The organism is Anabaena sp. 4-3 (genome assembly GCF_001597745.1).
In the GTDB taxonomy this organism is placed as follows: domain Bacteria; phylum Cyanobacteriota; class Cyanobacteriia; order Cyanobacteriales; family Nostocaceae; genus Trichormus.
The window spans coordinates 229,540-251,328 of the sequence record NZ_LUHJ01000061.1 but is presented as its reverse complement, the minus strand read 5'-3'; the positions used below and the strand labels follow the sequence as shown (position 1 = coordinate 251,328).

Genomic DNA, 21,789 nt, shown 5'->3' with positions numbered 1-21,789 from the left:
ATCTATGTCCCCCGCTCCCTCTTCTTTCCTTACTTGCCTTGAGGAGCCCGTCCGTAAAGTTTAGTGAGAATTTTTAAGCGATCGCTTAACTGTTCTGTTAACGCTTTCGGCTCATATCGCCAATCCCAATTACCTTCAGCAACACTCGGAAAATTCATCCGCGCTTCAGTTCCCAAACCCAAAATATCCTGCAACGGAATAATCGCTTGATTAGCTATCGAACTTAAAGCCAATCTAATTAAATCCCAGTGAATACCTTCAGGACTAACACACCCTAAATAAAGCAACAAGTTTTGTTTTTCGTAGTCATTGGCAGAATTAAACCAACCTACAGTAGTATCATTATCATGAGTGCCAGTATAAACAACAAAATTACGCGAGTAATTAAACGGTAAAAATGGATTACCAGGATCAGAACCAAAAGCAAACTGTAAAACCTTCATCCCTGGAAATTCATACTTATCTCGCAGTGCTTCCACCTCTGGCGTAATTACCCCCAAATCCTCAGCTAATACAGGTAACTTACCCAATTTTTGTTTAATCGCATCAAATAATTCTTCTCCGGGAGCTTTTACCCATTCGCCATTAATCGCAGTTTCTTCACCTTGGGGTACAGCCCAAAAAGCCTCAAATCCCCGGAAGTGATCAATGCGAATCACATCTACATAATCTAACATCGCCTCAAAGCGACCTAACCACCAGAGAAAATCTTGTTTTTTTAATTCATCCCAGTTATAAACCGGGTTGCCCCACAATTGACCAGTAGCACTAAAATAATCTGGTGGAACTCCCGCCATCAGCGCAGGTTGCATAGTGTCTTCATCTAAACAAAAAATATCGGGATGCGCCCACACATCAGCACTATCTTGAGCTACATAAATCGGAATATCACCAATAATGTAAACCCCGCTCATATTGGCATAAGTTTTTAATTCCGACCACTGACGGAAAAATTCATATTGAACGAATTTATAGTAAAATATTTCAGCCTTTAGTTGTTGTCTGACTTGCTCAATGGCTTGCGGTTCTCGCTTCACCAATTCCGCTTCCCAAGTATGCCAACTTGTGCCATGATGGGCATCTTTCAACGCCATAAATAAAGCGTAATCATCTAACCAATAAGCTTTACTGTGACAAAAACCAGAAAACTCTTTTTGTTGTAAAGGAGTGGCTTTAACTTGAAAATTCTGGCAAGCTTTTTTTAAAAGCTCAGTCTTCAGAGAGATAACTCGGTCATAATCTACTTTACAAGCATCAAATTCTGGTAAATTAACAAAGTCCTCCTCTGATAAAAAACCCTGTTCTTGTAATCGTTCAGGACTAATCAGCATCGGATTTCCTGCCAATGCTGAATAACAAGCATAAGGAGAATTACCGTAACCAGTAGGGCCTAAAGGTAAGACTTGCCAATACTGCTGGTAGCTTTCTCTGAGAAAATCAATAAACTTGTAGGCTTCTAAGCCTAAATCTCCGATACCAAATCGACTGGGGAACGAAGTAGGATGCAGCAAAACGCCACTGGATCTAGGAAAAGGCATATTCTAGTTCAAAAATGTGAGAAGCGATCGCATCGAATTTATCACAGTCAAGCTAGCTTGGAAAGCTATCTTAATTGTTGACTGTTGACTGTTGACTGTTGACTGGGGACTGGGGAAGGCAGGGGGAGGAAAACTAATGACTAATGACTAATGACCAATGACCAATGACCAATGACTAATGACTAATGACTATGACATATAGAAATCCAGCACCAACCGTAGATATCATTATTGAATTAGTAGACCGACCGCATCGACCGATAGTATTAATTGAGCGACATAATACGCCCTTGGGTTGGGCGATACCTGGCGGTTTTGTTGATTATGGCGAACCTGTAGAAATAGCAGCTAAACGGGAAGCTGAGGAAGAAACGAGTTTACAGGTGGAGTTAATAGAGCAATTCCTAGTTTATTCTGACCCCAAACGCGACCCCCGTCAGCACACTATTAGTATTGTATTTTTGGCAACAGCAACCGGAGAACCAAACGCTGGTGATGATGCCAAAAGTGTAGGGATTTTTGAGTCTTGGCGTGTACCGAATAATTTATGTTTTGACCATGACCGCATTTTGCAAGATTATTGGCGTTATCGCCATTATGGGATTCGTCCCAGGTTGGCTTAGGGTTAATTAACCACAGCGACACCAAGACATACAGCATAATACCTACAACGCGCAATATCTGGAATTATACTAAATAAGTTGTATTCAATTGTGCTTTATGGATGCTGAGACGCTGTTAGAAAAATACGCCGCAGGTCAACGGAAATTTCATAACGAAAATCTGAGAGGTGTAGACTTAAAGGGTGCAAATCTGAGTGGAATAGACCTGCAAGGAGCAGATTTGACAGGAGCAGATTTGAATGATGCAAATATGAGTAATGCCTGTCTTGAAGGTACTAATCTCACCAGAGCATCTTTGATAGGTGTAAATTTGAGTAGTTTGAGGGAAATTTCTAGTTTAAATTTGAGTTGGGCTGACTTGAGTGGTGCTGTTTTGACTAAGGCAAAAATAGGTAGTGCCAACTTCACTAACGCTAACCTCAGTAATACGAATTTAAGTGAAGCAACCCTAAATAATGCCAATTTCACTAATGCTAACCTGAGTAATGCTAACTTAAGTAAAACAAATTTAGAGCGTGCCAATTTTAGTAATGCCAACCTAGATAATGCTAATTTAAGCGACTGCAATTTAAAAAATGCCAACCTAACTGACGCATTTTTGAATGAAGCAAAAGTTGTTAGATCCAGTTTGGTCGGTGCTAATTTAAGCGATACTAACTTAACTGCATCTGATTTTAGTCAAGTAAACTTATCCAGCGTGACACTGAAAAACGCAAATTTTCAGAGTGCTAAAATTCGGGGCGTTAATTTATCTAAACATGACTTGTCAGGTATGAATTTTGCTGGTGCTGATTTGGCAGCAGCAAATCTTAAAGATGTTAATTTGAGAAAAGCTTGTCTTCAAGGAACAAATTTAGAGAGAGCAGAACTACAACAAGTAGATTTGATGAAAGCTAATCTCAATGGAGCGAGTTTGAGAAAAGTAGATTTAACTGGGGCGAATATCTATGGTGCTAGTTTTGTAGATGCAGACCTGACTGATGCGATAATGCCTGATGGAGAAGTTTACAAGTCGGAAGTATTTTCAGAAGCAGTAAAATATATGACTCATCAAGTTATTCGTACTGATAAAGCACCAGCACCAGTAGGCCCTTATAATCAAGCGATCGCAGCTTCCGGTAAAATGTTATTTGTGGCTGGACAAATTGCCATTGATCCTCGACTCGGTGATGTTGTCTACACAGAGGATGTGAAAAAGCAAACCGAACAGGTATTCGCTAACCTAGAAGCTATCTTGACAGCAGCCGGGGCTACGTTTAAAGATGTAGTTAAAACTAGCGTATTTCTGGCTGACATGAATGATTTCGCCGCTATGAATGCAGTTTACGCTAAATATTTTGATGAAGCTACAGCCCCAGCCCGTGCTTGTGTACAAGTATCACGCTTGCCAAAAGATGTTTTAGTAGAAATTGAGTGTATCGCCGTCATCCCAGAATAATCGTTTGTAGTAAGCGGCTCTAGCCCTTAATATAGAGGGCTGAAGCCCTTTCTGCGAGACGCTACGCTAACACTACGAACTAATTTAATCATCTTGATATTGATTAGCTGGTAGTGGTTTGGTGAAATGTCTGGCGACGAATGCTAAAACCATCATCATCAAACTAGCTGATATGGGCTTAACATAATTTTGCAATTGATCCAACACAGCACTACTACTATTAGCAATACCCCATTGATAAAAAAACAAATATAACAGCGTCCAAATGATAATACCACCTGGAGTCATAATTGCTAATAAACTAGCTGTTTTCTTTGACTTTCTGTAATTTTGCCAGCGTAAAGCCAGCCAACATCCAAATACTGCACCAACCCACCATCCCATAAACTGACCCAACACAGGGGGAATAATACCATCTAATTCTGCATTGGGCAGAAAATTTTTCACATAGCTATTACCTAAATATTCGCCTAGATTTAATAGTGCTATACCTCCTATAAAGCTACCGATTACTGCTGCGAAATATCCAGGTTTTTTCTTTCTATATAATGTCATGTTTCTCAAGTGTACTTGTAAATAATCAAGAATAAATCTGAATTAGTTTGATTGTTCAGCTTTAACGCACCCTACTGGACTGACACAGCTAATTTAGTGCATTAGTAAACTCTTGTGGGATGGTCATCTTGACCGTACCATGCAGGCAAGATGCCTGCACCACAAGAAATTTTGAATTATATTTGTGCATCATTTTAGTCGTGTCAGTCTACTACAATTTAACGTAGTCTTTATAAAGTATCTCCTGTTGCTCAAAACTAATTCACTGATAGATCCAATATCTACAAGGGCTTTTCCGCAATCGCTCATTCATTTTGCATAACTATTGTTTTCATTCCCCAAAATATTAAATTAGGCTCTACTATTAAACGTGCTGCTATCTCAGGATATAAGGCTTGGAGATAGTTAAATAATAAGATGCGATCGCCTCCTTTAATTGCCACTTTCCCATCAGGAAACAACCGCCACCAATCAACAATAAAATCTCTAATTCCCGCTAACAGAGTGTAAATCACACCACTTTGAATTGCTTCTGATGTATTCAAGGCAAAACGTGGCGGCAAAGATTGAATTAAGTCTATATTTAACTGGGGTAATTGTCCGGTTTTTTGACCTAAACTCGCAAGCTGTAAACCCATCCCCGGTAAAATTGCACCACCGACTAAACACTGGTTAGCATCTGCACCCGTAAAAGTTAGTGCTGTCCCCGCATCAATTACCAACATCGGAAAACCCCAAGTCATCCCCGCACCCCACAAAGCCAAAGCCCTGTCAATTCCCAGGGTAGGATATGTATTATTGAGTGGTATTTGATCTAAAGTAATGACACGAGCGTTAGGGTATGTTTCCCAAAGTGCAGTTTGCTGAGGAACTACGGAAGCGATGACGAGAGGTAGGGGAGATGAGGAAGATGAGGGGGATGAGGGGGATGAGGGAGATGAGGGAGATGAGGGAGATGAGGGGGATGAGGGAGTGGGGGAGATTTTTTCCTTAGAATTCTTGAATTTTGAATTTTGTAGGCTTGCCTTCCCGTAGGGTATTTTGAATTTTGAATTGATTTGTCCCCAATCCCCAGTCTCAGGTAAATACTCTGTATCCCAAGTTTGGTTAAGGGTTTCACCTGTGAACAAAGCCCAATGTAACCGGGAATTGCCAATTTCTAAGGCTAGCCAGATATTCTCTATGTGTCTTGGGTGGGGGTACTGTTTCACACGTTTGGTTTTTTTAACTTTTTTATTGCTGTTTTAATAAAAATTTACAATTCACCTGTGTCACAATAAGACCAGAGGAATAAATACTCATTGTGTTAAGGAGAGAGTTATGGTAGCAGTCACCGATAAAACTGAAAAACGGCTGACCATACAGACAGGGGATATTGCTGAGGATACTACAGTAATACGCTCTCTGGATTGGGATCGCGATCGCTTCGATATCGAGTTCGGTTTAGAAAACGGTACTACCTATAACTCCTTTCTGATACGTGGTGAGCAAATAGCCTTAGTAGATACCTCCCACGAAAAATTCCGTAAACTTTATTTTGATACGCTCACAGGCTTAATTAATCCACAGGATATCAATTATTTGATTGTCAGCCACACCGAACCCGACCACAGTGGCTTAGTCAAAGATTTGTTACAAATCGCGCCAGAGATTACGGTTGTAGCGTCTAAGGTAGCAATTCAATTTCTGGAAAACTTAGTACATCAGCCATTTAAGCACAAGATTGTAAAAAATGGCGATCGCCTAGACTTAGGTAACGGTCACGAAATAGAATTTGTGATTGCCCCCAATTTACACTGGCCGGACACCATATTTAGCTTCGACCACAAAACCGAAACTCTGTACACCTGCGACGCTTTCGGAATGCACTACTGTTCTGATAGCACCTATGACGAAGACTTAAAAACCATTGAAGCCGAATTTAAACATTACTATGAATGCTTAATGGCTCCAAATGCGCGTTCAGTATTATCAGCCTTGAAACGTATGGGAGAACTGCCAACTATTAAAATGGTAGCGACTGGACACGGGCCATTGCTGTCCCATAACGTAGAAGAATTAACCGGACGTTATCGCAGTTGGAGTCAAAGCCAAACCAAAGCAGAAACAACAGTAGGGGTATTTTACGTTTCCGAATATGGGTATAGCGATCGCCTAGCCCAAAGTATAGTTAACGGTATCACTAAAACAGGCGTAGCCGTCGAAATAGTAGACCTAGGTTCAGCAGCAGACTTACAGGAATTGCGCGAACTTGTCGGACGCTGCACCGGCTTAGTAATTGGGATGCCTCCAGCTAACGGTAATCCTAACATCCAAACAGCCCTGAGTACAGTCTTAGGTTCAGCCAACGAAAAACAAAGCATAGGTATATTTGAAACAGGCGGTGGTGACGGTGAACCCACCTACCCACTACTAAACCAATTCCGGGCGTTAGGCTTACACGTAGCCTTCCCGGTGATTGAAGTCAGAGAGAAACCCAGCGAAAACACCTACAAACTGTGTGAAGAAGCCGGAACAGACTTAGGACAGTGGGTAACACGCGATCGCAGCATCAAAGCGATGAAATCCCTAAGTGCGGACTTAGACAAAGCCTTGGGAAGAATAAGCGGCGGCTTATATATTATCACAGCCAAAAAAGGAGAAGTAGCCAGCGCGATGCTTGCATCCTGGGTAAGTCAAGCCAGCTTCAAACCATTAGGATTATCCATTGCAGTAGCCAAAGATAGAGCAATAGAATCTTTAATGCAAGTAGGCGATCGCTTCGTCCTCAACGTATTAGAAGAAGGAAACTATCAAATCCTCATGCGCCACTTCCTCAAAAGATTCGCCCCTGGTGCAGACAGATTTGAAGGAATCAGAACCCAAGCCGCAGAAAACGGTGCGCCCATCCTCACAGACGCATTAGCCTACATAGAATGCGAAGTCCAAAGTAGAATGGACTGCGGCGACCACTGGGTAGTATACAGCAACGTCTACACAGGCAGAGTATCAAAACCCGAAGCCCTAACAGCAGTTCACCACCGCAAAGTCGGAAACCATTACTAAAAAACGAAGTGGCGAGTAGGGAATAAGGAGTTAAACCTCCGCGCCCCTCCGCGTTTACCTCCGCGCACCTCCGCGTTAAAAAAAAATAACAACCTCTCTGCCCTCAAAACCCATGCCACAAACCAAACCCCGCGACGTTCAAATTCTCCCCATAGCCACAGACACCACAATAGTGCGATCGCGCAGTTGGACAAGACTAAGATTTGAAATAGAATACGCCCTAGCCAAAGGGACAACAGCCAACTCATACCTAATACAAGCCGATAAAATCGCCCTCATCGATCCACCAGGGGAAACATTCACCGAAATTTACCTAAACGCATTAAAGCAACGCCTAGACTTAACCACCATAGATTACGTTATTCTCGGACACATTAACCCCAACCGAGCCGCCACAATCAAAGCACTGCTAGAACTAGCACCACAAATTACCTTTGTATGTTCTAACCCAGGCGCGATTAACTTACGTGGCGCGTTAGAAAATCAAGACTTACCAATTCTGATCATGCGGGGGGATGAAACCCTAGACTTAGGCAAAGGTCATCATTTGCAATTCATCCCCACCCCCAACCCCCGCTACGCTGACGAACTTTGTACTTATGACCCCCAAACCGAAGTTTTGTATTCAGACAAATTATTTGGGGCGCATATTTGCGGTGATCAAGTATTTGATGAAGGTTGGGAGACAATCAACGAAGACCGCCGCTATTATTTTGATTGTCTCATGGCTCCCCACGCCAAACAAGTAGAAACCGCACTTGATAAACTCGCTGATTTACCTGTGCGGATGTACGCTACTGGACACGGGCCGATAGTCCGTTACGGCTTAATAGAACTTACCCAAGCTTATAGAGACTGGATTCAACAGCAAGCCTCGGCAGACTTGACAGTTGCCTTGATTTATGCTTCTGCCTATGGAAATACAGCAACATTAGCTCAGGCGATCGCTCGTGGTATCACTAAAACCGGGGTAGCGGTAGAATCAATTAACTGTGAATTTGCCGACCCAGAAGAAATGCGGGCAGCTGTAGAAAAATCCGCCGGGTTCGTCATCGGTTCACCTACCCTCGGCGGTCATGCACCCACCCCCGTACAAACCGCATTAGGAATAGTCTTATCTACCGCCACTAACAACAAACTAGCTGGCGTGTTTGGTTCCTTTGGTTGGAGTGGGGAAGCAGTAGACTTAATTGAAAGCAAACTTAAAGACGCTGGTTATCGGTTCGGGTTTGATACCATCCGCGTCAAATTCAAACCCAACGATGCCACCTTGCAGTTATGCGAAGAAGCCGGAACTGACTTTGCTCAAGCCCTGAAAAAAGCCAAAAAAGTCCGTGCAGCCAGTCAACCAGCCACCAACGTAGAGCAAGCCGTGGGGAGAATTGTCGGCTCACTGTGCGTAGTCACCGCCAAACAAGGCGATATATCAAGTGCCATGTTAGCCTCTTGGGTAGCGCAAGCCAGTTTTAATCCTCCTGGTTTAACTGTGGCTATTGCCAAAGATAGGGCAGTAGAACCACTGACACACACAGGTAATAAGTTTACACTGAATGTCCTGAAAGAAGGCAATCACTTAGGATTGATGAAACACTTCCTCAAACCCTTTGCCCCAGGACAAGACCGATTTGCTGATGTCGCCACAGAAGAAGCAGCAAACGGTAGTCCGATACTGAAAGATGCGCTGGCTTATTTAGAGTGTTCAGTCCAGAACCGGATGGAATCAGGCGATCATTGGTTAGTGTATGCCACTGTGGATAATGGCAAAGTGTTAAATCAGGATGGGGTAACAGCCGTGCATCACCGCAAATCAGGTAATCATTATTAAATGGGCATGGGGCTTATGGTATGGAATAGCTTACTGCTACCACATCCTACATCACCAAAATAAATTAAATATAGAGATAATTTTTGTAGGGTGGGCATTGCTTGGAATCTGCTCAAAGCTTTAGTTTTAAGTTGTTAGCAATGCCCACCTTAAGCTTATTGAGAATGGTGCAAGATATGACGCTAATTAAAATAAAATTAGATGCTGAGATGCCAGTAACAGGATGAGGCAATGTCTTACAGTCAGTTTGATATTGAATCAGTTAAAGAAAAATTTAATATTACTCTAATTGAGCAAGCCAGTAAATTTGCTGAAGTACCAGAAATAAAATGTAGTAATTACTTAACTGAAACACTGCGATTTAATGCACCAATTGCTTTAGCAATTAATTCAGAAAAATCTCGTTCTGAGATGATTATTGCGCCTATATTATTGGAATTAAAAAGATTATACCCGCAAAAAGTCAGTTTATTTTCTGGCAAAGAGTTTAATGTTGATATAGAAAAAGGCTTAAGTGGTTTTTGTGATTTTTTGATTAGTAGTTCTCCCGAACAGTTATTTATTACATCACCAGTTATAGCCATAGTCGAGGCAAAAAACGAAAACATTGAAGCTGGCTTAGGACAGTGTATGGCAGAAATGATAGCTTCTCAGCTTTTTAACCAGCAGAAAAGAAACCAAGTAAACTACATAATTGGTGCTGTAACTACTGGTAGTAATTGGAAATTTATGCAGTTAAAAGGAACAACAATAGAAGTAGATTTGAATGAATACTTTTTAAACCAAGTAGGTAAAATTTTAGGGATTCTCAGCTTGGGATTAGATGATAATTATAATATTTAAATGAGCTAAATATAGAAATCAGCTTTTATTTTTGCAGAAAATTAGGTATTTTTTAGAGTGCGTTAGGTGCGTTACGCTATCGCTAACACACCCTACTTAACCCGCCTGTTTCGCGCTCTTCTTTGCGCCTTTGCGCCTTGGCGCGAACCATCAAACAATCTTGTCAGCAACACTAAAATCTTACTAAAACAACCTACTCAAAATCAGTCTCACAAAAAGCTTTCAATAAACTAACACAATTACTAATTGCACCCAAATGAGCAATTTCATAACCGTGGGTATTTTGAGTAGGAAAAGCCAAACAAGCAGCACGCCCAACATGACCAAACTTCATAGCAATCGAAGCATCACTACCAAACTGACTCAATGTCGCTAATTGTATCGGCATATCTAACTTTTTAGCACATTGGCGTAACTGTCCATTTAACCCCTCATCATATATCCCATAGGCATCCTGCGATAAAAGCACCGGATTTTCCCCATCTTTCACCGGATATTCTGGCGATAACGGACAAATTTCTAAAGCAATTAAAGCGTCTAAACTTTGATTTTGGGTAAAAAATAACGCTCCAATTGCTCCTACTTCTTCCTTAGCGGAAGCGACTAAATAAACATCGACTGCTGGCTGTTGTAAATGTTGCGCCAAAGCTAGCAAAATTGCCACAGATGCTTTATTATCTAACGTATAGCTAGCAATATGATCCTTTAACCTAATAGGATGCTTGCGATGCTTCCCAATTACCATTCTCGTACCGGGACGAATACCAGCCGCTTCTAATTCCGCAGTTGTGAGTTTAGTTTCAATCCAAGCGTTTTCCCATTTGACGGCTGTATCTTCTTGCTGGACTTTTTGCGGTGATTCATGGGAAACGTGACGCGAACCAAAACTGAGAATGCCGCTAATAGTTTCATTATCTCCCAATAAGTCTACAACACCTTCACCGTAAACCCAAGGGTAAGCACCGCCCAGTTTGCGAACTTCTACCTTACCGTCTTCAGCGATATTTTTAACTATCGCGCCTATTTCATCTTTGTGGGCAGTAATGGCGATCGCTCTATCGGAAATTTTACCAGGAATTTTGGCGATGATATTATCCGCGCGATCGCACCAAGTTGGTACACCTAGCGCAGCAAATTGCTGCATCAGAAATTGATTAATTTCCGTTTCGGCACCGCTAGGAGAGTGCTGCATCACCAATTCGGCTATAGTTTCAAATAAGCGATCGTTAGTCCACATGAATTTAGCTAGCTCAAAAAATTACTTACCCACCCCAGTCAACTTTGACTTTTGACGTTGACGCTTGAGGAAACCTAGTGTACCCACAGCAGCAAGTGCTAAAGTCATCATCGTTTCTGAAGGTTCAGGTACGGCTACCGCCTCTGCTATCATTTTATGAGCTTGACTTGAAGGATGGAGAGGATCCCAAAATAAATACTCATTTGGATTACTACAACTTGTAGCATTCGCTACTGAAAAGCAAGCATCGGTAACATTAGAAAAACCGAATTTCTCAGGAGATGCACGCCAACGATTGACTAGAGAATAAACATTAACTTCCCTGAGATTAATATTTGGGTTTTGACGAATAGTTGCCAAATCCTTAGTTAAATTTGAGTTAAACTCTAAAGTCGCTGCGGTCAAATCAGCAGGATTCCGCCCTGGTAGACTAGCCCCTGGTAGTTTACCCAAATCTGGCAGGTTAAATACTACAATGTTTTTAGCACCTGCGGCTGCTAGGGTATGTACAGCTTGGGATATATGGGTGTAAGGCTTAGGCTGATGAGGATGACTAAGTGATGACGGGAAAAGGTAATCATTTGCACCTCCCACTACAGCATAAAGCGCGTTAGGGTCTACGGGCTGTCCATTATTTCCTGCTACAAAACCCTGAACTTGCTGTAATACTCCTGGTAAGGGGGCGTTAGGAACAACTGCATTACCGAATCCTGAATTAGCCCCACCCATAGCAAAGTTAATACCCTGAGTAGGAAGTGGCTGATTAGGCAATATATGAGTTACTAAAGTAGGTTGTAATCCTAACTGTTGTCCTACATAATCCACCCAGATCGGGCCATTAGAAAAGCGTCCTGAATAATATGGTGGACTTGGTGGAATAGCCGTTACTGGATTTACAGCCCCATTGGTTAGGTTAAAGATATTACCAGTATCAGCTAAACTATCGCCAAATACATACATGCCGCTAAAACTCTGAGCCTTAGCTTCAAGCGGCAACATCACAGAAAAGATGACAAATCCTGCCGCTATAATTTTTGTCTTCATATCTTCATACTGAAATGTTAAAGTCCAGCCAGCTTGATAAATTTACTGAAAAATCCACCCTACCTAGTGCAGAGCTTAGCGATTTTATGTAAGTAAGTTTACGTAGCTATCAATAACATATCAGGAAAAATCACAGACAAGATTGATTTTTCAGGGATTTTTAGGATTTAAGGGCAATATATCGAGGTGAGGTAAAGCCCACCCTCAATGAGATAAAAAAATATCCAAAATGTCGGGTGCGTCAGTACGAGAAACCTAGCTATACCAAGAAAATATTCATACTGACGCACCCTACTAACTACTAACTGCAAGGGCGGGGCTTGTATCCCATTCCTTTGGTCAAATAATTATATATGTTAGGTTGGCGATCGCTGTAATTGCTGCGCTTCATTAGCCGATATACCCTCGCCCTGAGTACCGAAATACCACAACGCCGCCGCCGCTTCTGCACGAGTTACTGGTTTTTTCGGTTGCAACAAAGTTGTATAACCAAACACACGGCGAATATTTGCTTGTTCACCATTTTGGAAATCAGCTAAAATTGCTCTCAACGCTTTAGGGTCAATTTTACCCGTATCTTGGAAACCCCAAGTTTCCTTAACAGCTGCGAGATTAGCCGCAGGTAAAGCTTGACGCGTATCTAGAGGTACTTTCCACAGTAGCAGTTGTTCCCGTGTTAAAGGTGCATCAGGACGGAACAAAACTGCTGTAGAATCTCCAGATAAGGCACTAGGAATTAACCCAGCTTCAGCTAACCCCTGAATCACTGGAAAATCAGGATCTTGAGACGACACATCACTAAAAGAAGGTTGGGTAGTTTCTGATGCCAGGCGAATTTGTTTAGCTGGATTGTTGGCATACATAGCATTATTCGCCGTCACTAGCCAACGGGCATATTCTCGACGGGTAGTAATTTTGCTCGGTTCAAATTGGTTAGTCGTTGTATAGGAATTAGTTTTAGTGGCTGAAGCGGCGGATGTGAACACACCTAACGCCCCTAAATCTTCGATATATTGGCGCAGTTGTTCGGGTGCTTTGCTCAAATCACTAAAAACTTGAGATGATAATGTTGAGGCTGGTGTTTGGTTCTCCGCTATACTACCCCAGCTAGCGGGAGGTACAGGGCCGATAAATTTTGGATCACCTGCTTGGGTAGGATTATTAGCGGTTACTGTTGACGTGCCTGGCGTAGTTGCTGTACTATTCCTGACATACTCAATCTTGATTAATGTCGCCGCTTGTGGTTGGTTCGGTGCGGGATTAGTCACTGATTGAGGTTGAATAGAGACATTCACCAGCAAATCGTTGCGACGAGCTGCAAAACTACCTTCTACATCATCTGTGGGTTGTTGTAAAATCTGCCAGTTGTCTTTCTGAAACTGACTACGGTAAAAGCTCGTGATAAAATTGCTGGGTTCAGAACTCAGCCAGCGCGCTGATACCCTGTTATCTGCACCACTAGCTGGAGTAATTTCTTCTAGTTTAGCATTCGTATATATAGGAATTTCTTGGGGAAAATCCGCAGGTAATTGCACTGAGGTTTGATTCTGCCCCGATAGCGGTTCACTGGCTGGATTTTGCCCAAAAATAACTGGGTTACTTTGTAGCCTGGGATCTGCTGCCAAAGACTGTTCCCAGTTTTTGGCAGTAGGAGTATTGCCACAGGCTGATAGCAAAGTTAGTAAAACAGCCAAACTGAAAAATGTGACTGGACGTTTACACAAAAGCACAGGAAATCACAAACGCGTGTCAATTCCTACCCTAGCGCAGACTGGGGTGGTTTATCGTGAGCGGTTGTAGATTTTTAGGGGATGAGGGAGACTAATCAATTCAAAATTCAAAATTCAAAATTCAAAATTGTTGATTGTTGACTGTTGACTGTTAAAGAATTTCTCCCTTCCCTTGTCTACCTCATCTTCCCCAGTCCCCAATACCCAGTCCCCAGTCCCCAGTCCCTCATAGCTGGACAATTTGCGGGGCTGGTAGCTCGTGTATGACTCGCCACAGTATAGTATAGCTGCCGTCGGCACGTTGTCGCACGGGTCGGAAGGCGACTATGAGATCACTGCTTTGTATTTGTTTTAATTGCTTTATGTAGCGTTGTTTTGCCGTAGGAATTAGCTGACTATTTAAAATCATCTCTGGGAGTTGGAATTGCAGCGATCGCACTAAATAAGTATGATTTAATTTGGCGGGCGCACTAGCTAACATGACTCGATTTTGATGGAAGTGTTGATGTTTGCCAGTTAAAAATCTCCGTCTTTCTACTTGCAAAGCTTCTAATTGTTGGGGAGGCTGGTAATTGAGCAGAAATTCCCTTGTGGGTGAGACTATAGCACTCAGTTTGTGATCTAATTTCTCCAAGGGGATATCTCCCACATCTACCATGAAACTGTAATCTACTCCAGGGTGCTGCATTTGGAAGCGATCGCCGATTAACTCCAGTGTTAAACTAGGTTTAAAACCTGTTTGAGCATCACTCAAAATAGGGAAAGGATAACGCTGACTGACGCTAGGTTGCAGCCGATTCCACAAAGTATTCAGTGGACGTTGGTAAGCAGCAGCAGCTAATACGCGAAAAATTCCCGTGCGTGGTAGTTGCAAAAACTGGGCGTAAGTTTGTGGTTCTTGGGGATCTAATCCGTAAGCAAAACGATCAAGGGCAGCAGCAGTTTCCTGGGAGTCTGTTAATTGAGTACCCGCAGGAAGTGCCACTTGGGCTGCTGTTAAAAATCCCTTGGCATTAGCCAAAACAGTCAGTGCATTTGCTGGTGGTGCGATCGCAGGTTGTACAGGTGGACGATAATTAGCTATAGCTGTCTTGCCCACTCTACCGACAATCGGTAAAGGACTAGATGTGGATGCAGCTTGATTGATTGGTGCTAGATTTGCCTCTCTGGTTGCGAAGGGTGTCGCCGGTTTTCCCAAATTGGGACGCTGCACAGGTGCAATTGCCAGCACGGGATCTGATAGTCGTTCACCACTAACTAAAGGTAACTCTCTGACTAAAGCTAATTCACCCCGTCGAGACAACAACTGATCTAGCACTGGCGTAAGTTTTAATAATTCCTGGCTAGAAGCATACAAGGCGCAATAAATTTCTACTTGTGGTTGAGTTAACTGGCTAGGTATAGGGGAAGTATCTCTGTGACTACATAAACTTTGGGGATTTTGGGATTGACGCTTGAGAAAACGTTCTGTGTTTTTCGTGTGGAAAATTAATTGTCCCCGCACCACCCGCATCCGATTCGCATCAGGAGAAACTAACGCTTGCTCAACACGAGCAATAAAATCTAGCTGTTGCTGCATCAATCTCTGGGCTTGAGTATAAAAATTTTCATTAATTGGCTCGGAAGCCAGAGTATGATTATCAGAAGGTGAAGACGGATATGGCCCAGCCAGAACGCTTCTCGAAACACCAGTTAAACAAAATGGAAGCAAAACGCTCAAAAATATGTATCTCATCGTCAAAACCCTGGTCAGATAGGAGTATGCAAAATCTAAAATAGATATTAAATTGAGAAACAAGAACGACCATTGACAAGTGTCAGTCTATTCTAAATTTCTGCAAAGTGCCGCCAGGTTGTTACCAGTGTTGAAACAAGATTACATGCAAGTTTCCCAGGATCAGCCTATTTATTCTGAGGCTCCGCTCCAGCTGCTTCTGTTTATTGATGGACGACCAAAGTCCAAGCAACAGGTGCAGCGTATCCGTGCTTACTTAAAAGAATTAAAGGCTGAGTATAAATTTGAACTGCAAATTATAGACGTTAGGCAACAACCCTATTTGGCAGAACACTTTAAATTAGTGGCGACACCGGCTTTAGTTAAAATTCACCCAGAACCGAGGCAAATTCTAGCTGGCAGCAACATCATTGTCCAATTGAAAACTTGGTGGCCGCGCTGGGTGGCAGCTGTAGAAACTTATCACCAATTGCAGGAAGACTTACAAGAACGTATAGATGACAACGGTCGTATATCACAACCACAGTCGCCAATTTATTCTGTGGCGGTTTCGGCAGAACTCATCAAACTTTCTGATGAGATATTTCATCTCAAACAAGAAAAGGAGAAACTGTTAGAGCAGCTACAATTTAAAGATAGAATCATTGGGATGCTAGCGCACGACCTCCGCAATCCGTTAACGGCTGCGGCGATCGCTATAGAAACTCTACAATCTAACTATAATTCCGAAACAGGCGAATTTCAGCGTCTCAAACCCGCATTAATCGCTCATTTGTTAAAGCAAGCCCGCAATCAAACCAAAACCATCGACAGGATGATCGCGGAACTGTTACAAGTCGGGCGAGGAAATGATACAGAGTTTCCCATCACACCCCAGAAGACACAACTCGGTGAACTGTGTTTAGATGTCCTAGCAGAATTGCGCGATCGCTACACAGCCAAATCCCAAATCATAGAAACCGATATACCTAAAGATTTACCTTGTGTATATGCTGACCCGGAACGCATCCACCAAGTCTTAATTAATTTGTTAGATAATGCCATAAAATATACACCAGATTTTGGTAAAATCACTGTTGCTGGATTGCATCGGACTACGCAAAAAGTGCAGTTTAGTATTGGCGATACTGGCCCTGGTATTCCCCCAGAAAATCGCGATCGCATTTTTGAAAACCACTATCGCCTAGAACGGGACGAAAGTACAGAAGGTTACGGTATTGGTCTTTGTTTATGCCAACGTATTATCCGGGCGCATTACGGTCAAATCTGGGTAGACTCTAGCCCAAACGGTGGTGCATGGTTTCACTTTACTTTGCCGGTTTACCCTTTGTAATCCTCTGGGATGTGGAATTTTCCATTGATGTATTCCCAACATTGTGGAAATTGCTCTCAAGCTTGCTATGAAAGATTTTGAACAAAGAAAAAATTGGTATCAGCAATTATCAAATATCTACACTTCGCAGCAGAGAAAAAATTGGTATAGCGAAGTAGCTGATGCTTATCATCAAACCAGACCACGCTATCCTCAAGCACTGATTCACCGTGCTGTAGAGTTAGCCCAACTTCCACAAGATGCAATTATTTTAGAAATTGGATGCGGCCCTGGAACTGCGACGACGGCTTTTGCTCAATTGGGCTTCGCAATGCTGTGTCTAGAACCAAGCCAAAAACTTTGTCAACTAGCTCGACAAAACTGTAGACAATATCCCTCCGTAGAAATTACCAATACCTCATTTGAAGAATGGCAGCTAGAGCCAGGAAAGTTCAATGCTGTGTTAGCTGCAACTTCTTTTCATTGGGTTTCCCCAGAAATGGGGTATGCAAAAGCCGCCGATGCTTTAAAAGAAGATGGATTTTTGATTTTGCTGTGGAATATGACACCCCAACCACAGTATGAAATTTATCAAGTTTTACATGAGGTTTATCAAACTCAAGTTTCCAGTTTGGCAAGCTATGAAGAAAGGGAAACTCAACAAAACTATCTCAGAAGATTTGCACAGGCTGTGACTAACTCTGGTTTGTTTAAGTGTCTAGTATCTGAAGAATTACCTTGTGAACTGACTTATAGCATAGATGATTATTTCTTGCTTTTAAGCACCTTAGCACCATATATAGCTTTAGACACCCAGCAGAGAAATGCTTTATTGTCAGCTTTAAGGAAAGCATTAGAAAGACACTCCATCACCAGTATACCCGTCTCATTTCTCTCAGCCGTTCACATAGCCCAAAAGATATAGGGGAACAGGGGAGTGGAGGAAGCGGAGGAAGCGGAGGAAGCGGAGGAGAGAAACTAATGACCAATGACTAATGACTAATGACTAATGACTAATGACTAATGACTCAATCCGAATTAGATGACCTCGGTCTGAGTCGTTCACGCCAAGAGGGTTTAGGGGATGGGGAACTGGTTGGAGATGAAGACTGTCTAGAACTAGAAGGTGTAGAAGAACCTGATTCTACTGTTCCGGTGCGCCTTCTTCTGGGAGGAGCAGCAACCGCACTAGAACTGGATGCTTCGCTACGGCGATAACGCCGCCGTCTTCTGGATGAGTTGGAATTGGAGTTATTATCTGTTTGTTGGTAACGGCTGCTGCGTCTTCTGGATGGTCTGGTTTCCTGTTGGTCTGATTTTTCATCAGCGTTAAGAGAACCATTGATGATTTTTTTAGGCTTAATCGGTTTAGCTTTGATGCTGCCTTTGCGACCTTCTAGTTGAGGTTTGGGGGGAAACTTATCTATTGGCATCCCCTCAACTGCAACTTCCATAAATTCATGCCAAGTGTAAGCCGCACTACCACTACTACCAGAGGTGGGACGGTTGTTATCATTACCTAACCACACCCCCGCTACTACTTGGGGAATGTAGCCAATAAACCACAAATCACGGGCTTCATCGGAAGTACCTGTTTTTCCGGCTACTGGTCGATTACCTAATTGGGCGGCTGCACCTGTACCAGCTTCTACAACGTTGCGTAGCATCCAAGTCATGATGGCGGCTGTAGTCGGGTCAATGACTCGCTTGGGTTGAAAATCGACTGACCAGATGACTTCGCCTTTGCGGTTGAGGATGCGACGGATACCATGAGGCTGAGTGTATAATCCTTGCGTGGCAAAGCTACCATACGCGCTAGTTAGTTCTAGTAACGTGACTTCATTGGAACCGAGAGCTAGTGAGTAGGTAGGTAGCAGATTAGATTTAATGCCCATGTTATGGGCTACGTTAATAATAGGATCAAATCCGACATCTAGTAATACTTTCACCGCTACCACATTCACAGAACGCGTCAGGGCATCACGCATACTCATCCTACCCCGGAAGGTTCTACCGTAGTTTTTGGGTTCGTAGTCATCAACAACAAAAGGCGCATCTAAATAGCTGTCGTTGGGATTTTTACCTGTGGCGATCGCGGCTGCATAAACAAAGGTTTTAAATGTTGAGCCTGGTTGACGTTGGGCTTGGGTGACGCGATTAAATTGATTTTTGCCAAAGTTTTTCCCCCCCACCATCGCCTGAATTTCACCGTTGCGGGGATCAATGGCTACCAATGCTGCTTGTGTAAACTTTTGCCAGCGTCCTTGATTTTTCAGGGTTTTCGCTACTGCGGCTTCAGCTGCTTTTTGCCAATTTGGGTTTAAGCTGGTTTCTACGGTTAACCCTCCCTTGGCGAGAACATCCGCCGGAACGTACTTTGGTAATTCTTGCAGAATGTAGCTACTAAAGTAAGGGGCTGCTACTTGTAGCCGCTTAGGTAAACTGGGTTTGAGTTGGATTGCTGCTTGTGATGCGGCTTGTCTTTCGGCAGCTGTGATAAATCCGTCTTCTTGCATCCTTTGCAAGACTAAATTGCGTCTTTGTTTGGCAAGTGCGGGATTAGTGGCTGGGGAATAGGTGCTGGGTGCTGGGGCAAGCCCTGCAATGGTGGCTGTTTCTGCCAAAGTGAGTTGATCTACTGGTTTACTGAAGTACACCCAGGCCGCATCGGCTACACCATAAGCCCCTGCTCCCAAATACACTAAATTTAAATAACGCTCTAAAATTTGGTCTTTTGTTAACTCAGTTTCTAGTTTTTGGGCGAGGCGGATTTCTTTGACTTTGCGCCAGACTGTGCGTTCTTGGTTGAGAAACAGAATCCTAGCTAACTGTTGGGTGATGGTACTACCACCTTCTACGATATTTTGCGAGCGCAAATTATTTATAGCTGCTCGAATAATTCCTTGAGGATCAACGCCACTATGTTGCTCAAATCTTCTATCCTCAATCGCAATAAAGGCGTTTTTCAGGTTGTCTGGTATCTGTTCTAAATTCAGTGCTTCTCTAGTTGCTTCCCCTTGCTGTTGTAATATACTGCCATCCACAGCTTTGATTGTTAATGTTTGCTCGCGGATCACCGTTTGCAGTTCCGATTTATCGGGTAGTGTCTGATCTATTGTCGATATCCAATAGTTAAAAGCAATGATCCCACCCCCTACACTCAAACCTGTCCATAACCACCAACGCCGATAGATTGGACGTTCTCGGCTACTGATCCTGCTCATCATCCCAGAGGTGACACTGCTCATCTGGTGCAGTACCTGCCTTGCTTTCACCAGTCTGTTGGGTGGTAAATGCTCGGTTGTGGATTCTTCGTTTTCTAAATGATTACCAGACGACAAGTGCCGTTCCTCCTTGTCTGAGTCATTGAAATTGCTTGCTGGAACTTAGAGGTAAGTTTCTTCTTATTAGTTCGTAGCTGAATGTAGTCACCCGCTAACTACTAAATAGTAGTTTTTGACTTGCCTCACTACGTTCGTGTTAGTATAATATCTCATAATGAAATCACTAAATTCGTTATTACATAAGAATTTTTTTATATTTAATTATTTTTTTTTGCATAGAGGATTACATTTGTTTTAATTAATTGTTAAACATCAAAAACACTATCCAAAGTAGTAAAAAAAATTTTGGCAGAATTTATCAATCAGTCTCAATAATGATTTATGGGATAATGGGGTGGTAGTCAAAGTCAGACGTAGTGCCATAGCCCTTGGCAGTAATTTGGGCGATTCTTTGGCAATATTAGCCGCAGCAATTCAGGAATTAGCTACAATTGACGGCATTAAACTAGAGACAACATCAAGTTGGTATAGAACCAAAGCCGTAGGGCCGCCACAACCCGATTACATTAATGGTTGTGCGATTGTGCAAGTAGAAATGAGTCCCCAGGAATTATTAGAGACATTGCTAGCGATAGAACAAAAATTTGGGCGGGTACGGCAAGAACACTGGGGAGCGCGATCGCTGGATTTGGACATATTGCTGTATGATGATTTAATGATCGATACGCCAACTCTGCAAATTCCCCATCCGCGAATGCAACAGCGAGCCTTTGTGTTAGTACCGCTAGCGGAAATTGCCCCCGATTGGATAGATCCAGTTTCCGGATTAGCGATAAAAGAGTTGGTAAAAAAAGTAGACTGTTCTGATGTACTTTTGTTAAAGGACAGTTAAAATTACCACCCATCAACGCATAAAACCCTGGTGCGATTACCACCCCCCAGTGTTTTTTGGTCCTCTCAACAACAACACTATTTCACTATGCCAATAGGTAGAGAATTACCACAGCTATTAAAGCAACGCTTATTTTATAAAGGACGCAAGTTTGACTTTGAAGTGAATCGTTTGCGTTTACCCAACAAAGCCGAAGGGGAATGGGAATGTATTCGTCACCCTGGTGGTGCTTTAGCTGTGCCTGTGACTGCGGAAGGTAAACTTATACTTGTACGCCAATATCGGTTTGCAATTCAAGGCAGAATATTAGAGTTTCCTGCCGGAACTGTAGAAATTAATGAAGATCCTCTAGAGACAGTACAGCGCGAAATTCAAGAAGAGACTGGTTATAGCGCGCAAAAGTGGGATAAACTAGGCGAATTTTTTCTAGCACCTGGCTATTCTGATGAAATTATCTACGCTTTTCTGGCAAGGGATTTAGAAAAGTTGGCAACCCCACCAGCGCAAGATTCAGATGAAGATATTGAGATTGTATTTTTCACTCCTGAACAGTTAGAAAAAGCGATTCTGGAAGGTGAACCAGTAGATGCGAAGACAATTTCTAGCTTTTTGTTAGCACGGCCGTTTTTAGTTTAGGGATGAGGGGGAGTAGTTGTTTGACACTCTCCCGAATTAGTTCGGGAGATTC

The 21,789-nt window shown here is 42.7% G+C and carries 17 protein-coding genes; 9 read left to right on the top strand and 8 right to left on the bottom strand.

Annotation, left to right across the window (positions count from 1 at the left end; genetic code table 11):
- Positions 1–29 precede the first annotated feature (29 nt).
- A complete protein-coding gene (gene malQ / locus A3775_RS16175; RefSeq protein ID WP_066425850.1) occupies positions 30–1,538 on the bottom strand; it encodes a 4-alpha-glucanotransferase in 1,509 nt (502 codons plus the stop codon).
- Positions 1,539–1,729: 191 nt separating this feature from the next.
- Here malQ and A3775_RS16170 point away from each other — a divergent pair, with 191 nt between their 5' ends.
- Entirely contained in the window at positions 1,730–2,161 is a 432-nt protein-coding gene (locus A3775_RS16170; RefSeq protein WP_066425847.1) for an NUDIX hydrolase, read from the top strand.
- A 97-nt stretch (positions 2,162–2,258) separates the two neighbouring features.
- Positions 2,259–3,599, top strand: a complete 1,341-nt coding sequence (locus tag A3775_RS16165) for a Rid family detoxifying hydrolase (protein WP_066425845.1) — start codon at positions 2,259–2,261, stop codon at positions 3,597–3,599.
- Between the two features lie 84 nt (positions 3,600–3,683).
- Here the strand turns inward: A3775_RS16165 and A3775_RS16160 are convergent, their stop codons facing one another.
- Entirely contained in the window at positions 3,684–4,154 is a 471-nt protein-coding gene (locus tag A3775_RS16160) for a hypothetical protein (RefSeq protein ID WP_066375208.1), read from the bottom strand.
- 305 nt (positions 4,155–4,459) lie between these two features.
- Positions 4,460–5,365, bottom strand: coding sequence for a pantothenate kinase (locus A3775_RS16155; RefSeq protein WP_197480176.1), 906 nt, complete (start codon positions 5,363–5,365; stop codon positions 4,460–4,462).
- A gap of 109 nt (positions 5,366–5,474) precedes the next feature.
- Here A3775_RS16155 and A3775_RS16150 point away from each other — a divergent pair, with 109 nt between their 5' ends.
- The 3 genes from A3775_RS16150 to A3775_RS16140 all read left to right on the top strand — a co-directional run bounded on the left by A3775_RS16150 (position 5,475) and on the right by A3775_RS16140 (position 9,867).
- Complete coding sequence (locus tag A3775_RS16150) at positions 5,475–7,199, top strand: diflavin flavoprotein (RefSeq protein ID WP_066425844.1); 1,725 nt, start codon at positions 5,475–5,477, stop codon at positions 7,197–7,199.
- Between the two features lie 112 nt (positions 7,200–7,311).
- Positions 7,312–9,024 (top strand): diflavin flavoprotein, encoded by a 1,713-nt coding sequence (locus tag A3775_RS16145; protein ID WP_066425842.1) that lies wholly within the window; start codon positions 7,312–7,314, stop codon positions 9,022–9,024.
- A 231-nt stretch (positions 9,025–9,255) separates the two neighbouring features.
- On the top strand, positions 9,256–9,867 hold the full coding sequence (locus tag A3775_RS16140) for a hypothetical protein (protein WP_066425840.1): 612 nt from the start codon (positions 9,256–9,258) through the stop codon (positions 9,865–9,867).
- A gap of 193 nt (positions 9,868–10,060) precedes the next feature.
- Here A3775_RS16140 and A3775_RS16135 read toward each other — a convergent pair whose 3' ends face one another.
- The 4 genes from A3775_RS16135 to A3775_RS16120 all read right to left on the bottom strand — a co-directional run bounded on the left by A3775_RS16135 (position 10,061) and on the right by A3775_RS16120 (position 15,613).
- Positions 10,061–11,104, bottom strand: a complete 1,044-nt coding sequence (locus A3775_RS16135; RefSeq protein ID WP_066425839.1) for a M42 family metallopeptidase — start codon at positions 11,102–11,104, stop codon at positions 10,061–10,063.
- A gap of 21 nt (positions 11,105–11,125) precedes the next feature.
- Positions 11,126–12,148: an SGNH/GDSL hydrolase family protein gene (locus tag A3775_RS16130; protein WP_066375218.1), complete on the bottom strand. Its 1,023-nt coding sequence runs from the start codon at positions 12,146–12,148 to the stop codon at positions 11,126–11,128.
- Between the two features lie 356 nt (positions 12,149–12,504).
- Entirely contained in the window at positions 12,505–13,878 is a 1,374-nt protein-coding gene (locus A3775_RS16125) for an S-layer homology domain-containing protein (protein ID WP_066375223.1), read from the bottom strand.
- 226 nt (positions 13,879–14,104) lie between these two features.
- Positions 14,105–15,613, bottom strand: a complete 1,509-nt coding sequence (locus A3775_RS16120; protein ID WP_066425838.1) for a hypothetical protein — start codon at positions 15,611–15,613, stop codon at positions 14,105–14,107.
- A 127-nt stretch (positions 15,614–15,740) separates the two neighbouring features.
- On the opposite strand from A3775_RS16120, the gene A3775_RS16115 reads away from it, so the two are divergent.
- Positions 15,741–16,946 (top strand): histidine kinase, encoded by a 1,206-nt coding sequence (locus A3775_RS16115; RefSeq protein WP_197480182.1) that lies wholly within the window; start codon positions 15,741–15,743, stop codon positions 16,944–16,946.
- A gap of 67 nt (positions 16,947–17,013) precedes the next feature.
- Complete coding sequence (locus tag A3775_RS16110; protein ID WP_066425836.1) at positions 17,014–17,850, top strand: class I SAM-dependent methyltransferase; 837 nt, start codon at positions 17,014–17,016, stop codon at positions 17,848–17,850.
- Between the two features lie 103 nt (positions 17,851–17,953).
- Here the strand turns inward: A3775_RS16110 and A3775_RS16105 are convergent, their stop codons facing one another.
- Complete coding sequence (locus A3775_RS16105; protein WP_066375233.1) at positions 17,954–20,266, bottom strand: transglycosylase domain-containing protein; 2,313 nt, start codon at positions 20,264–20,266, stop codon at positions 17,954–17,956.
- A gap of 337 nt (positions 20,267–20,603) precedes the next feature.
- Between A3775_RS16105 and folK the strand changes: the two genes are divergently transcribed.
- Positions 20,604–21,101, top strand: coding sequence for a 2-amino-4-hydroxy-6-hydroxymethyldihydropteridine diphosphokinase (gene folK / locus A3775_RS16100; RefSeq protein WP_156481659.1), 498 nt, complete (start codon positions 20,604–20,606; stop codon positions 21,099–21,101).
- Between the two features lie 87 nt (positions 21,102–21,188).
- A complete protein-coding gene (locus A3775_RS16095) occupies positions 21,189–21,737 on the top strand; it encodes an NUDIX hydrolase (protein ID WP_066425932.1) in 549 nt (182 codons plus the stop codon).
- Positions 21,738–21,789: the final 52 nt, after the last annotated feature.